Here is a 15,835-nt window from a genome sequence, read left to right as displayed (position 1 = left end):
CCTCCCTACGCTACAGATTTTACTGCTTCATCAATATCATGATAATAAGTATCTAATTTTTCAATATGATCATTTGGAATATCATATTTCATTTTAATAACTTGTTCAAAGATACCTGTTTCACTAATAGCACGAACGACTTTACCTTGTGCTACAGCTTCTTGACATTTTTTATTTAAATATAGGATAACTTCCATCATCTTTAATTGTTTTTCCATAGGTACATAAGTATCATCTTTATGGAAAGCATTTTGTTGAAGATATCCAACACGAACGACTTTAGCAATTTCCATAATTAACTTTTGATCTTCAGGTAATACATCAGGACCCATTAATTTAACAATTTCATTTAATTTAGCTTCTTCAGCTAAAATATATGAAAGTTCTTGACGGTCACTAACAAACTTAGGACCAACATTTTTATCATACCATTTTTCTAAATCATAAACATAATCACTATATGATTGTGTCCAGTTAATCGCAAAATAGTGACGAGCATAAGCTAATGCTTTATCTAACGCCCAGAAACATCTTACGAAACGTTTTGTATTTTGAGTTACTGGTTCAGAGAAGTCAGCCCCTTGTGGTGATACGGCACCAATGATTGATACTGAACCTTCTGTTCCATTTAAGTTTTTCATATATCCAGCACGTTCATAGAATTGAGATAAACGTGATGGTAAGTATGCTGGGAATCCTTCTTCAGCTGGCATTTCTTCTAGACGACCAGAAATTTCACGTAAAGCTTCTGCCCAACGAGAAGTTGAATCTGCCATGATAGCAACATGATATCCCATATCACGATAATATTCAGCTAAAGTAACTCCAGTATAAATACTTGCTTCACGTGCCGCAACTGGCATGTTTGATGTATTCGCAATTAATACAGTACGATCAGTTAATGGTTTACCACTCTTAGGGTCAATTAATTCACTGAACTCTTCAAGTACTTGAGTCATTTCGTTACCACGTTCTCCACAACCAACATAAACGATAATATCTGCATCACACCATTTAGCAATTTGGTGTTGTGTCATTGTTTTACCAGTACCAAATCCACCTGGAATGGCTGCTGTTCCACCTTTAGCAATTGGGAATAATGTATCAATAACACGTTGACCAGTTACTAAAGGAATAGAGATAGGTAAACGTTCATTGATAGGACGAGGTGTTTTAATTGGCCATTTTTGACATAATGTACATTCATGAACATTTCCTTGTTCATCTTGTACTTTCACTACCCAATCATTAACTGTATATTTTCCATTTTCTTTAACTTCTACGACTGTTCCTTTTAATCCTGGAGCAATCATACATTTATGAACAATTAAGTCAGTTTCAGGACATGTTGCATAAACATCTCCACCTTTTACTTGATCACCAACTTTAACTGTTACTGTTACATCCCAAAGTGCACCGACATCTAAAGAATCAACATCACTACCTGCTTCAATAAAAGCACCTGATTGTTCAGCAATAGCTTTTAATGGTCTTTCAATCCCATCAAAGATATTACGTAAGATTCCTGGACCTAATGTCGCACAAATTGGTGAACCCGTTGAAATAACTGGTTCTCCTGGTTTTAAACCAGTTGTTGTTTCATATACCTGAATCGTTGTAAATTGATCAGAAATAGAAATAACTTCCCCCATTAATTTAGCATGACCTACATAGACCATTTCCAACATTGAAAATGATGAGGCATTTTTTACTTTTACAACAGGTCCGTTAATTGAATAAATTACATTTTCACTCATTGATTAACCTCCCTATCTGATCATTAATCCTGATGTTTTATAAAACCAATCTTTTTGGCTTTCTAACGCAAAATCTAATGATTCATCCACAACAACATGTGTTGTCTTGTTTTCTAAAATAAATCCACCAATTAAAATATCTTGACTTACTTCTACTTCAACTGGTAATTGATAAGCTTTAACTAATTCATCTTTTAAAGCTTGATCTGCTTCTCTTACTTTTAAAACACAGTTTTCCATTTGATATTCTTTAGAAACTGCACTGACACGATTAACTAAATAATCATGATATTCATTTCCTGAAGCAAAAGAAACTAATTTTTCTTTTGCTTCATTAAAAATATCAGCTACAAAACCATCTCTTTTTTCAACTAATTGTTTTGTTCTTGTTTCAAGATTAGCTGCAGCTTCAACACTTGCTTGTGATGAAATTTCAGCTAATTCTTTATTTAATTGAGCACTTGCATCTGCTTTAGCTTCAGCTTTCATTGATTCATATGCTTCTTGTTCTAACTCTTTAGCTTCGCTAAGAATTTGTTCTTCTTCTTTTTTAGCAAGTCTTTCAATTTCTTCTTTCATATAAAGAAAGATTTGTTCTTTACTTTGCATAGCGTCATCTCCTATAACTTCACACCAATTGCTTCAGAGACATACCTATCAATGGTTTCACCAATTTTGCTGTCCCCATGACGGTCAGGTATTTCTACAAGCAATGGTTTTTGTTGTTTCAGTTTGATTTCAGAAATAACATCTGGTGCTAATTCAATTAATTTAGTTGTAATTAAGATAATACCAATTGTGTTATCTTTAAGTTTTTCTTCTAATAATTCTAAGAATTCTCTTCTTTTATGAACAACTTCACCTTCAATACCAACTAAACGTAATCCAATTTGCGTATCGATGTTATCGCTAATTAGATAAAATTTCATATTACCAGCTCTTTCTAGATTTTATTGATAATTAAGATAGAGATTAATAAACCATAGATAGCAACCCCTTCACCTAAGGCTACGAAGATTAATGATTTACCAAAGTTCTTTTCATTTTCAGAGAATGCTCCAATTGCAGCAGGAGCAGCAGCTGCTACGGCAATACCTGCGCCTAATGCAGAGAAACCAGTTGATAAAGATGCAGCTAAGAATCCTAAACCTTGAGCGATAGTTCCTGTAATTGATGCAACACCACTTGCAGCGAATACGCTTGATCCAGACATAGCTAAAGCTAATGTTAATAATACAGCACCAGCAAATCCACTAATGTGTAAAGCTAATCTTGTTTTTGCTTGTTTTACAGAAGCTTTTCCTGTAAATACTTTTACTAATGGTAATGATAATAATACAACGATATATAATGGTACTAAAATTTCTAAAACTGTCATGATAAAATCCTCCTAAAATTACTCTTTAATCGTTTTAAATGGGATACCATTTCCCTCATAATATCTTGAGAACATTTCATAGAATTCAAGACGTAAGACTTGAATACCAACGATCATTCCCTCTAAACACATAACAAAGATGTTACCTAAAATGATAACAACCAGTTCACCAATACTACCGAACATTCCGGCAAGTGTATAAACAACTAACATCATTCCGGCATGGGATAAAACGAACCCACCAACACGTAAGAATGACATCGTATTTGTGATAAAAGATAATACTACTTCAAATAATTCAAAGAAACCTTCAACAAAGAATGCACCAAATCCATTTGGGAACATTGGTTGATGTTCTTCAAATTTTCTAATAAGTGGTTCCTTTAAGAAAATTAAGAAAATAGGAATCACGATAAATACAATCACATATAACGCATTAACAATATTTAATCCGGTAAACATTCCAACAACAGCAACAATAACTGCAACATAGAATGTTACCCCGCAAATACCATTTTGACTTAACAATGCTTCACCAATGTTTTTCTTCTTAAAATTCAAAACAACATTGAAAATCATTGAAATCAAAATCAAGACAACACCTAAACCAATAGCCGCCATTAATAACGTCATTGTATTTTCAGGTGACATCGCGTTAAACATTGGAATCAGTATTTCTTCACTACCAAATACCGAACCAAAGATAATTCCAAAGAAAGCACTAGAAATACCTAAACGCATTCCTACTGCACCTAATTCTAAGTTAAATTTCTTATAAGCAACAAAGCCTACAATTGATAATAAAATACCTTGACCTAAATCGCCAAACATAATACCAAATAACAATGTATAAGATAACGCTACTAATAAAGTAGGATCAACATCATTGTATTTTGGTACACCATACATTTCTACGAACATTCTAAATGGTCTTGCAAACCAAGAATTCTTTAATAATGTAGGTGGTTCTAAACGAACATCTGATGTAGCTGGAAGAACTTCTACATGAACATTACCAATACTTTCAAAATCATTTTTAAAAGCATCAACTTTTTTAGCAGGAACAAATCCTGTAACTGTAAGTTTATCTCCCATAACTACAATATACTTTTGCATAATATAGACTGAATTTAATTCACTGGCAATCGTATAAATACGATTCACTTCATCTATATTATCACTAATAATCTTATCTATTCTTTTTTGTAACTGTACACTATGTTCTTTTGCTGAATTTGTTTCATCTTGGATTTCTGCAATCGCTAAATCTGCTTCACCATGAATGAATTCAGGAATATGAATACGTTCAAAGTAAAGTGAAGTAAAGACATTGTCTACCTCAGGTGCATCTCCTGGTGTTGTAATATACATACACCAAGTATAGCGCTCATCCATTTCAAATGATTTGTAAACAAATGGTAGTGATTCATAAAACTCTAATTTTCCAACATTACTATTAGGAATTTTACCAAATCTGACTTGTAGATACTGACAACTAAATAAATCATCAAAATTGACATCCAAACCAGCAACATGCCTAAGTTGTACGATAGCATCATCATTTTCTTTAATCATCGCTAATAACTGTTCTTTAACAGCATCAATTCGATCAATATCAAGAAATAAATCATCCAAGAATTCTTTAACTTTAACAACATTCAACTGATTACTTTCAGTTTTTACTGTTTGTGCTTGAAAATGATACTTTTCAGTCATTTCTTGAATACGCACTAACAATTCTTCATAAAGATTATCTTTATTATAAACTGTAAGTCCTGCAACACTATCAGTAAACTTAGATGCAAGTTCAGGATGAAAATCATCATGATTATATAATTTCAATAATACTGAGTTATAACAGTCTTTATTGAAATCAACATTGACTAAGTTTAACTTTGTAATTGCCATTGTATCCCTCCTTTATATTTTTATTGTTTTTCTTGTTAACTTCTTAATGATAATTAAAATCACAACCACGATTACATTAAATAAAACAAATAACATAAACAAATGAACACGATCTAAAGGCATTGTAAATAATGCTGGATAAAGATGTTTTGAATAGAAGATACTTCCTTCAATCAATCCACCTACAAAAATCGCAGCGCCCATTCTCTTTAAAATACCTGAAAAATGGTTTTTATTTTTACCTAACAAATATCCTAAAATAATAAGAACAAGTCCTACTCCAAAATCACCAATTAATAGTGCTGCTGAAATCATTAATGATAAGGCAACAACTGTTGTTGGATCAAATGTATCACCAATCTGTGCTGTTAACAGATTTTCAAATGGAGCAAAAACACGATTATTTCTTAAAATTACTGGGCTAATAATATCTCTTTCTTGATAAATATTAACTGGTAATTCATGAATTTGGATACTTTGAATATCTTTTAATTTTGCTTGCATTTGAGTTGCATCAAAATCACTGAATGCATAAATAGCATCTTTATGTGAAAAATCTACAACATATTGGCATTGATCATATAAATGTTTTAAGTGATACACGATTGTATATGTTTGATTTAATTGATCTTTATACTGATTTGCAAGTTTTTCAAGTTTTCCATTTGCTTCTTCAATGAATTTTTCCATATTTGTTTGTTCATTGTCTAATTCTTGAATAGCTTCTTCAAATTTACCATGAGCAAATTCTGGTAAGACATTTTCTTTAAATCCCATTGAATAGAAAATATTATCAATTTCACTCATCTTATCAGTCATTCCACAATACACTAACCATAAATGGTTTTTAGTACGATGTAATTCATGATAAATAAACATGTAATCTTTAAAATATTTAATCTTTTCAACTTGGCTAATTGGTAAACGTCCAAAACGAACTGTTATATAATGTGTATTTTCTAAATCATCTAAAGAAATATTTGATTTCTTTAAATGATTTAAAAGAATTACAGCTTCTTTATTTTCTTGACATTCTGTTTCAAGATTTTCTTTAATTTGAAGAATTGATTCATATTGTTGTTCAACTTCATCAATCATTGATTTAACTTCATTTAAATCAATTTCTTCTTCATGATATTGACCTACTTTTTGTTCAATATTCAATTCACCAAAAATTCTAAGTAAATCATCTAAAGGTTCATTGTAAGGATTGCTTCCATCCATTACTGAAACACCTTTAACTTTATTGACAATCTTTTTAGAATCTTGAGGAAATACATCCTTTTTTAATTTTGTCATTCTAAATAATACTTTCATTAAATCTTGTTGTTCAAATGAAATATTATATAAATGTGTTTGTACAACTGCCATCCACAATACCTCCCTTAAGCATAAATTAACGTTTCTTCAATACTTGATGGATCACGATTATAACGGATACCTTCAATAATATGTTTCAAGTTATCGATTTCTACTCTAAGTAAAATACAATATGTCATATAAACAAGTGGAGCAGATCCCGAAAAACGCATATATCTTTTGGCAATGTTATATTGAATACTATCCATATAGTATTCAATATAAGGATAATCTCGATCATCCTCATATAATTTATACTTTGATTGTGCTAGTAACATTAAAACTTCTTTTTCCCCCGAAGCACAAACAAGTTTATCAATCATTTCTTTTGGTAAGCGTGAATACTCCAAATATAATGATCGACGAATAACTTCTTCGCTTTCGTTAAAATACTTTTTATAACGATAGATTTTAGTAATGTTTTTTAACTCAATTGATGTATAGAATAGATTAAGTAAATCTTTTCTAGTACGTCCAGAAAAGTTATTCTTTATTGATGATATGGCTGTTTCATAATAAAGTTTTTGTAATTTCATCTCTAAACCATTGAAATCAATTGGTGATGAAAAATCAAAATCCTTTAATACTTTATAATACTTTGTATCTTTTAAATACAATACCAAATCTTTAAAACTTTCAATATTAATTAAACCATATAAGTTAAAACTTGTTTTATGACTTAAATAATCTGGAATATCTAAATTAAAACTATTCTTCTGCTTTGCGGCTAAAGACATGACTTTATCCATAATTAAGTCAATTTCAAAACTAGCAAATTGATATAAGTAAAAATCTTGATTCTTACGAGGTGCATACTTCATTAACTTTGCACATCGATCAAAATACTCACGATTTAAAGCAGATTCAACTTGTCCACGATGCACATTACGCACATTAACATCTTTTAAAGCATCACTATAACGTGTTTGTGTTTTTAAGTAAGTGACAGCTTCACCAACTGTTAGCTTTCGTGATAAATCACTATAAACAGTTTCTGTTAATCGGTTACCATACATCGCCTTTGCCTTCGCGCATAATGCATTTGAAGATAATGACATTATTTCACCTTCTTACTTTAAACATCTTTCTACTATTTCTTGAACCCATTTATCTTTGTTTTCACGATATAATGACTCCATTTTGTTCATCGAATCAAGATATTCTTTCTCTTGATTAGCGGCTTCATCTTTATTTTTAGCAAGCAAATCATTTTTATGTTTTTCAACTTCTTCTTTTTGACCTTCAATATACTCATCATAAATTGAAGCTTTCTTATCATTCATGTTTGATTGTGCATCTTTCTTCTTTAATTTTGCACTTTCTACACGTTTGACACATTCACGATCTACTTCTACTAATCTTTGAATAATATCTTCCATCATGTAACCCTCCTTTAAAATTTCCAGACACCTATAAAATGCTCATTATTGGCATCCTATAGCGTATTTTCATTTTTGTCATTAGTAGTTTACTCCCATTATTTTAAAAGTTCAACTACATTTTACTTGAATATCCAAATAAAATAATGTAACCGTTATCGAGTTATTTTGTTATATAAAATTGTTATAATGGCTATATAAAAAAGACATATTTAAAACGAAATAAACCCCTAAATAACTCCGTTCAAATTTGAAGTCCTATTTTACGGTTCCAAGCGGAAATAAACTACGAAACACCTTTCTTGAAACAGGTCCTACAATCATGAGCTGTAATGGTAAAGCCATAATAAAATTTTTAGGTATATTACTTAACCAAATAATAGGTAAAGCATTAAATTGACCCATTGTAACACAAGCTTCTAAAGCACCATATAAAGACATGATAATGACCATACAAACAACCATACATGATGAAATACAAATTGCTATTTTAAGTGGTTTATCATGAGATTTGATTAGATAACGAAAAGCAAAACCTTTAGCTATTTTGGATACAATAACTAAATCAAAAAATAAAGCAAAAATAAAACCAATCGGAAAACCTAACCAAGCTGCCTTGACAACCGCTAAAGTCAATTCACCATGATGAAGTGTCACGTTGTAAATAGACATTACAAAAACCATTAAAAAACATACAATAATTGAATAAATAATACTTTCTCTTTTATTTTGTGGCATATATAATTCCTCCCTTTCAAAAAAATAGTGGAGTCAAAACTCGATTTTGACTCCACTAAGTGTGCATCTCACTGCGTTTATATGCTCAAGCATTTTAACACATCATTTTCCTTTATGTAAGTATTTTTTTTATGATATGATAAATAAAGAAGTGAGGTAGAATTATGATTAAAGAAAGAATTAAACAATTACAAGATTTAATGAAACAGCATGACATTGATCTTTACATTATTCCTACAAGCGATGATCACCAAAGTGAATATGTTGGTGAATACTTTAAATGTCGTCAATTCATGTCTGGTTTTACAGGTTCAGCTGGAACAATGGTGGTAACTCATGACGAAGCTTATCTATGGGTAGATGGTCGTTACTTTATTCAAGCTGAAAATGAAATTAAAGATACTGGTATCCATTTAATGAAGATGGGATTACCCCATGTTTTAACTCTTCACGAATTTTTAAAACAACATCCTGATGATACTATTGGTTTTGATGGAAAAGTGATGGCTTATGGTCAAGTCGAAGGTCTTCCTAATAATATTATTGGTGATTATGATTTAGTTGGTGAAATATGGCAAGATCGTCCTGCTCTTTCCTGTCAAAAAGCTTATCTTTATGATTTACAATACTGTGGGCAATCAAGAAAAGAAAAATTAGAAGCTATTAGAAAAGAAATGAAAGATTATTCTTATCATTTAATTACCAGTTTAGATGATATTATGTGGATTTTTAATATCCGTGGTCAAGATGTTCATTGTAATCCTGTTGTTAATAGTTATGCTTTAATTGAAAAAGATAAAGCTACGCTTTACGTTCAAAAAAATGTCTTTGACCAAAAAGCTATAGAAGAATTAAAGCAAGACGATATCAATATCAAAGACTATTATGACATCTATCAAGATGTTGAATATTTAACAGGTCATATTATGTTAAATAAAAATACAGTAAACTATTCTCTTGTATCTAAAATCATTCATGGTGAAATTGTAAACCAAGATAATCCTTCTCAATTAATGAAAGCTATTAAAAATGATGTTGAAATTAAAGCAACCAAAAACGCCCATTTAAAAGATGGGATTGCAGTCACTAAATTCATGTATTGGTTAAAACATTGTTCAAAAGATCAAATTAATGAAGTTGACATTTCTAACAAATTAGAAACATTTAGAAGTCAACAAGAAAATTTCTTAGACATTAGTTTTGATACCATTTGTGCTTATCAAGCAAATGGTGCCTTAATGCATTATCACGCTAGTGAAAAACAATGTTCATCAGTTCATGATTCAGGATTATTATTAATTGATAGTGGTGGACAATATCTTGACGGAACAACCGATATTACACGCACTTTTGTTTTGGGTGACATTACCCAAGAACAAAAACATGCCTTTACTGTTGCATTAAAGGCAATGTTAAGATTACAAAACGCTCATTTTATCCAAGGAACAACTGGTGCTAATCTAGATATCTTAGCTCGTGGTATCGTTTATGAACACAATCTTGATTATCGTTGTGGTACCGGACATGGTGTAGGACACTTATTAAGTGTTCATGAAGGACCTAACAGTATTCGCCCTCGTGACACGGTTGCCGGTCATAAAACTAACAGTGCTATTTTACCAGGTATGATTACAACTGATGAACCTGGTATTTATAAAGAAGGACAATATGGTATTCGTCATGAAAATGAATTACTATGTGTAAAAGAAGCAGAAAATGAATATGGAACATTCTTAAAATTTGAACCTATTACTTATGTTCCTTTTGATATTGATGGTATTGATGCTTCTTTACTTAATAATGAAGAAATTAAACAATTTAATGAATATCAAAAAATGGTCTATCATAAATTAGAGTCATTTATGACAGACCAAGAAAAACAATGGTTACAAGACCATTTATATATAGCAGGATAAAACCTGCTTTTTTTATAACACATAACGTTTGACTTCAACATGATAATTTTTATAGATGGCTAAAATATAGTCATCTTTTAATTTTTCTACAATTCCATAACGAAAAACATCTTCTTGACTTAAATGATATTGATCAATCAGTTGATGTTTAATTTCCTTTTCATCTTTAATTCTTGTTTGCCACCACTTTTTAGGTTTTACCTTAGCTAAACGTAAATAATCTTCTATTAAATCATCTTGATATTCATGTTTTAAATATTGATCTAAATAACTAAATAACTCATCTAATTGGAACTTAAAGAACTTAAAATGATATTTTTGATAATACTTTCCTAAATCTAAAAAGAAATAGAATGGTGATATTTGACGGCGAAGAACTTTATTCATTGTGATTGGCATTCTACCTGAATTCCAATATTTTTGAAGCGTATCTTCGGCTAAATGAATATCAGCAATATCTTGCTTTGATAAATAGTCACTTGAAATAAGTTCATAAGGGGCCTCTTGTTGGAATTGATAACCATATTTTTGATAGTCCTTTCGTAGACTTGTGCCTCTTAACAGTTTTAAAAATCCTAATTGTAATTCTTTTGGATATAAAGCAAAAACATCATCAAAAGACTTTGCAAAACGTTCTAAAGTTTCTAAAGGCAAACCAGCAATGAGATCAAGATGAAAGTCTATTTTATGATTTGTTTGTAATTGTTTGATAACATCACATAAACGATCAAAATCTTGATATCTTTTAACAATTTCATTGGTTGGTTCATAGGTTGATTGAATTCCTATTTCAAATCGTAAATAATTTTCTGGCGCATTTTCATTAATGAAATCAATAATTCTTTGGTCTAAAACATCCCCATTGATTTCAAATTGAAATTGAACTCCCGAACGATAGTGTTTAAAAATAAAATCTAATATTTCCAGTGCATGTGAGGTTTTAGCGTTAAAAGAACGATCTAATAATTTAATTGTTTTAACATCTGTTTTTAATATTTGTTCTAATTGATTCTTTAAATAATCTATACTAAAAAATCTTAATCCCTTTTCTAATGATGATAAACAATACTGACATTGATATGGACACCCTCTACTTGTTTCAAAATAAAGAACTCTATTTTTCATCTCTGGTAAATCACGAGGTAGCAAATAAGGAGAATCAAGGGTCTCTAAATAACTTAAGTCAACAGGAGGAATAAGACGTTCATCACGATGATCATAGCTACTAATTCCTTGTAGTTCCACTGGCTTATTATTCTCTAAACAATTCAATAATAAATCTAAAGCAACTTCTCCCTCTCCTGCCATCACATAATCTATTTTAAAATGATCTAAAAAATAATGAATATCATAAGTGACTTCAGGTCCACCGATAATAATAATTAAAGAAGGTTGCTTAGCTTTTAGTTTTTCACATAATAATTTAATTAAATCAACATTCCAAATATAAACACTTAAACATAATACATCTAAGTTTTGTTGGTAAAGATCATCTACAATATCATCTAGATTATCTTTAATCGTATATTCCTTAAAATCAATATCATGTTTATCTTTACAAGCAACATATAGTAAACGTAACGCCAATGATTTATGTATATATTTTGAATTTAAAGTACTAATTAATGTTTTCATATTTTCCCTATAAAAAATCTAGAGGTAAACTCTAGATTAATCTTTCTTAAATGATGGTATCACATTTTTATATAAACAATATTCTTCAAAAGTCCATTTGTTTTTAATGATTTCTTTAGCTACTGCTTTTCCAACATAACGAACATGCCAAGGTTCATGGGCAATACCAGTAATGTTGTCAGTTCCTTCTTCAAAACGAATAATGAAACCATAATCACTACAGTGTTTAATAACCCAATCATATTCTTCTGTATCACCAAATACAAGTTTCTTTCCTTCTACTACACTTTGAGCTGTCACATCAATACCTAATCCAGTTTGATGTTCACTACCTCCAGGGATAGCCACATATTCAGCTGCATATTGTCCACCATATTTTGTTTCAAATTCTTTATATGTCTTTGTTTGGTCTGCATAAGAACGATATCCACTATTTAACACTAAATGAAGATCTTCTTTTTCAGCAGCTTTAGCCATTTCTTCAAATGCTTTGGCTGCTGCTTTTCTTAATTTATTATTTTCACAATCAGGAGCCACACTTACATTAGGAACAACTAAATCTTTAGGTTCATAATCTTCCGGTAAATAGAATCCTTTTTTTACTAAAGTTAATAAAGAATCAGGATTGCTGATTTCATATTTAACATTAGCATCTCCATTACTTGAAACAATAAAAGGATAATTCACAATATTGACTGCATAATTATAATCATGAACCTCTTTATATTTTTCAATGTAAGCTAACATATTTTTTAACTTATATCCTTTGACTTTACGGTATTCCTTTGTTGCTTCATTTGTTAAATGATTGTCAATTAAATATTGCATATCTGATTTAGAAGCATCTTTTTTAAGTAATGACCATATTGTCTTTTCATCATAACCCATTGATTTCAATTGAGGAACTTGATTATTAAATACACTATCAACAAATTCAACAACTTCACTATATTTCATCTTCTTATGATAAGACCAATATTTTTCATATTCATCAAATAAAGATACCTTTGATGATTCATGAGCCCAATTTAAAATATGATCCATTTTATCATGAGATAAGATTTCTTTTTCTTCACCACTATCAAATGATGCGACAATCTCATTAGCCGTACTAAAAGAATAACCTTTAACCATTAATTTAATACGATTTAAATTTAAAAAAGCAACGATTGCTACAAAGAGTACAACCCCCGCAATAGCCGCAACAACAACACGATCAACTCGTACTCTTCTCGATTTAGAATTATACGAACTATAATATGAATAATCTGTTTTCTTTTTAAATAATTTCATATGCTCTCCTTTACTATCATTACTATTATAAAAAAATGCATTTTTATTTACAATGCTTTTTTATTTGTTTATTCAATTAACACATAATAAAGAAATAACGATAAATTCGTTATTTCTGATTCAAATATTGTTTTCTTCCTATTTCATATAAATCTTGACCATCACTATCAATAACAACAACTAAGGGCATGTCTTTGACTTTTAAACGACGAATGGCTTCGGGACCTAAATCTTCAAAAGCAATAATTTCACATTCTTCAATACAAGCATTCATCATCGCTCCAGCGCCACCAATAGCACCAAAATAGACACCATGATTTTCTTTAATTGACTGTTTAACAGTATCACTTCGATAACCCTTGCCAATCATTGAACGTAATCCTAAAGGAATCAATCTTGGTGAATAAGCATCCATTCTTCCTGAGGTTGTCGGTCCCCCGCTACCAAATACCTTACCTGGTTTACTTGGCGTTGGTCCTACATAAAATATTGTTTGATCTTTTAAATCAAAAGGTAACGGTTTATTTTCATCAAGTAAAGCAACTAAACGTTTATGAGCAGCATCGCGACCAGTATAGATGACCCCACTTAATAAAACTTCATCACCTGCATGTAATTGCTTAATCTTATCTACAGTTAAAGGTGTATGTAATTGAATCATAGTTCTACCTCCTTATGACGCGCAACATGACAACAAATACTTACAGCGACAGGCATTCCAGCAATATGAGTTGGAAAAGTTTCAATATTTAAAGATAAAGCTGTTGTTTTTCCACCATATCCAGCCGGACCAATTCCAGTTTGATTAATCATTTCTAATAATTCATCTTCTAAAGCTGCATATTGTTGATTGGGATGATGACTACCAATTTCTCTAATCATAGCTTTTTTAGCAAGCATCGTTACTTTATCAAAAGAACCACCAATACCTACCCCAATCACCATTGGTGGACAAGCATTAGGTCCAGCATCATTAACAACCTTTAAAACAAAATCTTTAACTCCTTGTAAACCATCACTTGGTTTTAACATTTTAATTTGACTCATGTTTTCTGAACCAAATCCTTTAGGTGCTAAAACAATTTTAAATATATCACCAGGAACAATATCATAATAAATAATAGCAGGTGTATTATCTTGAGTATTAACACGATTAAACAAAGGATCTTTAACTACTGATTTTCTTAAATATCCTTCTTGATAACCTTGACGTACCCCTTCTTCAATAGCTTCTTTTAAACTTCCCCCTTGAATATGAACTTCCTGTCCCATGGTAACATAGACAAAAGCCATTCCCGTATCCTGACAAATAGGCATTTGATTTTCACTAGCTAGTGAAGCATTATCAATAATGACTTGTAATGTCTTTTTAGCTAACTTTCCATCTTCTTCAAGTTGTTTATCTTTAATTGCTTTAAATACATCATGTGGTAATTGACAAGCCGCTTCCATGCACATCTTTTTAATGGCAGCTGTAATATCTTGACATTGTACTTCTTTCATAATCTTCCCCCTATTCAATAATCTTTTCTTTTACATCTGGATAATAAATTGAATAATATCTAAGTGACATTAATTCCATAGCCGTAAGAAGTGTATGTTTCCCAGTTTTTCTTTGACTACTTTTTCCTAAGACAATCTTATAATCTATAGGTACATCTAACTGAATCTCTGGATTGTTTGTTATTAAAACAATCTTACAATGTGCCTTTTTTAAATAAGCCATGACTTTAGAACTACTGCGAGCATAATAACCATTAACAGTCACAATAATCGCCACACTATTTTCATCTAAAGATTTAGCACAATCAATTTGTCGATCCAATTCCATATAAGCCATAGTAAACTTCTCTAACATTAATAAATCAGTTTGAAAATGCAATGCTGCTGAATGAGAAAACTGAGTTCCAAAAAAAGCAACCGATTCACTATCATGAATCAACTTTAAAACTTGATCAATGACATGCCAATCTAATGTTTTTGATAATTGACTAATTGCCAAGCATACTTGATCACTATAATATTGAGTACAAGCTTGAGGATCATTTTTCATCATATCTAAAGGTACATTAATTAAATTATTAAATTTTCGACTATCTGGCGCAAAAGAAGCACATTCTTGTTTTAAATGAGCAAAATTTTCATAACCTAATGCACGACAAAAGCGAGAAATCGTAGCCGGAGAAACAAAACAAGCGCGGGCTAATTGACTAATCCCCATTGTAGCCACTTCTGCAAAATGATGAGCCATGTACCATGCAATATTATAATTTGTATCCTCTTCACTTGCTGTATCTAAAAATATAATTAATCGGTAAAATAAACTCTTCACTTTTGTGTCCTCCTGTATCTTGAAATCATTATACACTATGTCTTGTTATTTGTGTATGCTTGTTTTTTAAATTCACTTTCCCACAATTTTTGACAATTCTTCCTTTTTTTAAACATTCTTTATTTCTATACTAACAGTGT

At 30.6% G+C, this 15,835-nt stretch carries 15 protein-coding genes; 1 reads left to right on the top strand and 14 read right to left on the bottom strand.

The window, feature by feature from the left end:
• Positions 1-5: 5 nt before the first annotated feature.
• From DW911_RS07970 to DW911_RS07930, 9 genes are all read right to left on the bottom strand, one after another.
• The gene (locus DW911_RS07970) at positions 6-1,757 is read right to left on the bottom strand and encodes a V-type ATP synthase subunit A (RefSeq protein WP_118433299.1); all 1,752 of its coding nucleotides are present in this window, start codon (positions 1,755-1,757) and stop codon (positions 6-8) included.
• A gap of 12 nt (positions 1,758-1,769) precedes the next feature.
• Positions 1,770-2,366, bottom strand: a complete 597-nt coding sequence (locus tag DW911_RS07965; RefSeq protein ID WP_118433297.1) for a V-type ATP synthase subunit E — start codon at positions 2,364-2,366, stop codon at positions 1,770-1,772.
• An 11-nt stretch (positions 2,367-2,377) separates the two neighbouring features.
• A complete protein-coding gene (locus DW911_RS07960; RefSeq protein ID WP_118433295.1) occupies positions 2,378-2,686 on the bottom strand; it encodes a V-type ATP synthase subunit F in 309 nt (102 codons plus the stop codon).
• A gap of 14 nt (positions 2,687-2,700) precedes the next feature.
• Entirely contained in the window at positions 2,701-3,135 is a 435-nt protein-coding gene (locus DW911_RS07955) for an ATP synthase subunit C (RefSeq protein ID WP_118607685.1), read from the bottom strand.
• 18 nt (positions 3,136-3,153) lie between these two features.
• Positions 3,154-5,043, bottom strand: a complete 1,890-nt coding sequence (locus tag DW911_RS07950) for a V-type ATP synthase subunit I (RefSeq protein ID WP_118607684.1) — start codon at positions 5,041-5,043, stop codon at positions 3,154-3,156.
• A 12-nt stretch (positions 5,044-5,055) separates the two neighbouring features.
• Complete coding sequence (locus tag DW911_RS07945) at positions 5,056-6,414, bottom strand: hypothetical protein (protein WP_118433289.1); 1,359 nt, start codon at positions 6,412-6,414, stop codon at positions 5,056-5,058.
• Positions 6,415-6,428: 14 nt separating this feature from the next.
• The gene (locus tag DW911_RS07940) at positions 6,429-7,460 is read right to left on the bottom strand and encodes a V0D/AC39 family V-type ATPase subunit (RefSeq protein WP_118433287.1); all 1,032 of its coding nucleotides are present in this window, start codon (positions 7,458-7,460) and stop codon (positions 6,429-6,431) included.
• A 12-nt stretch (positions 7,461-7,472) separates the two neighbouring features.
• Complete coding sequence (locus tag DW911_RS07935) at positions 7,473-7,781, bottom strand: hypothetical protein (RefSeq protein ID WP_118433333.1); 309 nt, start codon at positions 7,779-7,781, stop codon at positions 7,473-7,475.
• 258 nt (positions 7,782-8,039) lie between these two features.
• Complete coding sequence (locus DW911_RS07930) at positions 8,040-8,519, bottom strand: DUF2798 domain-containing protein (RefSeq protein ID WP_118433285.1); 480 nt, start codon at positions 8,517-8,519, stop codon at positions 8,040-8,042.
• A gap of 164 nt (positions 8,520-8,683) precedes the next feature.
• Between DW911_RS07930 and DW911_RS07925 the strand changes: the two genes are divergently transcribed.
• Positions 8,684-10,435, top strand: coding sequence for an aminopeptidase P family protein (locus DW911_RS07925; protein WP_118433283.1), 1,752 nt, complete (start codon positions 8,684-8,686; stop codon positions 10,433-10,435).
• A gap of 12 nt (positions 10,436-10,447) precedes the next feature.
• On the opposite strand, the gene DW911_RS07920 is transcribed toward DW911_RS07925, so the two are convergent.
• The 5 genes from DW911_RS07920 to DW911_RS07900 all read right to left on the bottom strand — a co-directional run bounded on the left by DW911_RS07920 (position 10,448) and on the right by DW911_RS07900 (position 15,695).
• Entirely contained in the window at positions 10,448-12,070 is a 1,623-nt protein-coding gene (locus DW911_RS07920; protein ID WP_118607683.1) for a B12-binding domain-containing radical SAM protein, read from the bottom strand.
• A 36-nt stretch (positions 12,071-12,106) separates the two neighbouring features.
• Entirely contained in the window at positions 12,107-13,363 is a 1,257-nt protein-coding gene (locus DW911_RS07915) for a M15 family metallopeptidase (RefSeq protein WP_118433279.1), read from the bottom strand.
• 109 nt (positions 13,364-13,472) lie between these two features.
• On the bottom strand, positions 13,473-14,024 hold the full coding sequence (locus DW911_RS07910) for a Fe-S-containing hydro-lyase (RefSeq protein ID WP_118433277.1): 552 nt from the start codon (positions 14,022-14,024) through the stop codon (positions 13,473-13,475).
• Entirely contained in the window at positions 14,021-14,866 is an 846-nt protein-coding gene (locus DW911_RS07905) for a fumarate hydratase (RefSeq protein ID WP_118433275.1), read from the bottom strand. The genes DW911_RS07910 and DW911_RS07905 overlap by 4 nt, the downstream gene beginning before the upstream one ends.
• Before the next feature lie 10 nt (positions 14,867-14,876).
• Positions 14,877-15,695 (bottom strand): MurR/RpiR family transcriptional regulator, encoded by an 819-nt coding sequence (locus tag DW911_RS07900; RefSeq protein WP_118433273.1) that lies wholly within the window; start codon positions 15,693-15,695, stop codon positions 14,877-14,879.
• Positions 15,696-15,835: the final 140 nt, after the last annotated feature.

The sequence above is a fragment of the Erysipelatoclostridium sp. AM42-17 genome, assembly GCF_003480255.1.
Classification (GTDB): Bacteria; Bacillota_I; Bacilli_A; order Erysipelotrichales; family Coprobacillaceae; genus Faecalibacillus.
The sequence above is the reverse complement of the archived record's forward strand: the minus strand, read 5'-3'. Positions and strand labels throughout refer to the sequence as shown.

What these genes read in the sequence shown, in the direction of transcription:
- DW911_RS07945 (WP_118433289.1), bottom strand. Translation starts at nt 6,414, where the DNA reads ATGGCAGTTGTACAAACACATTTATATAATATTTCATTTGAACAACAA.
- DW911_RS07935 (WP_118433333.1), bottom strand. Translation starts at nt 7,781, where the DNA reads ATGGAAGATATTATTCAAAGATTAGTAGAAGTAGATCGTGAATGTGTC.
- DW911_RS07930 (WP_118433285.1), bottom strand. Translation starts at nt 8,519, where the DNA reads ATGCCACAAAATAAAAGAGAAAGTATTATTTATTCAATTATTGTATGT.
- DW911_RS07960 (WP_118433295.1), bottom strand. Translation starts at nt 2,686, where the DNA reads ATGAAATTTTATCTAATTAGCGATAACATCGATACGCAAATTGGATTA.
- DW911_RS07925 (WP_118433283.1), top strand. Translation starts at nt 8,684, where the DNA reads ATGATTAAAGAAAGAATTAAACAATTACAAGATTTAATGAAACAGCAT.
- DW911_RS07910 (WP_118433277.1), bottom strand. Translation starts at nt 14,024, where the DNA reads ATGATTCAATTACATACACCTTTAACTGTAGATAAGATTAAGCAATTA.
- DW911_RS07940 (WP_118433287.1), bottom strand. Translation starts at nt 7,460, where the DNA reads ATGTCATTATCTTCAAATGCATTATGCGCGAAGGCAAAGGCGATGTAT.
- DW911_RS07905 (WP_118433275.1), bottom strand. Translation starts at nt 14,866, where the DNA reads ATGAAAGAAGTACAATGTCAAGATATTACAGCTGCCATTAAAAAGATG.
- DW911_RS07920 (WP_118607683.1), bottom strand. Translation starts at nt 12,070, where the DNA reads ATGAAAACATTAATTAGTACTTTAAATTCAAAATATATACATAAATCA.
- DW911_RS07955 (WP_118607685.1), bottom strand. Translation starts at nt 3,135, where the DNA reads ATGACAGTTTTAGAAATTTTAGTACCATTATATATCGTTGTATTATTA.
- DW911_RS07915 (WP_118433279.1), bottom strand. Translation starts at nt 13,363, where the DNA reads ATGAAATTATTTAAAAAGAAAACAGATTATTCATATTATAGTTCGTAT.
- DW911_RS07950 (WP_118607684.1), bottom strand. Translation starts at nt 5,043, where the DNA reads ATGGCAATTACAAAGTTAAACTTAGTCAATGTTGATTTCAATAAAGAC.
- DW911_RS07965 (WP_118433297.1), bottom strand. Translation starts at nt 2,366, where the DNA reads ATGCAAAGTAAAGAACAAATCTTTCTTTATATGAAAGAAGAAATTGAA.
- DW911_RS07970 (WP_118433299.1), bottom strand. Translation starts at nt 1,757, where the DNA reads ATGAGTGAAAATGTAATTTATTCAATTAACGGACCTGTTGTAAAAGTA.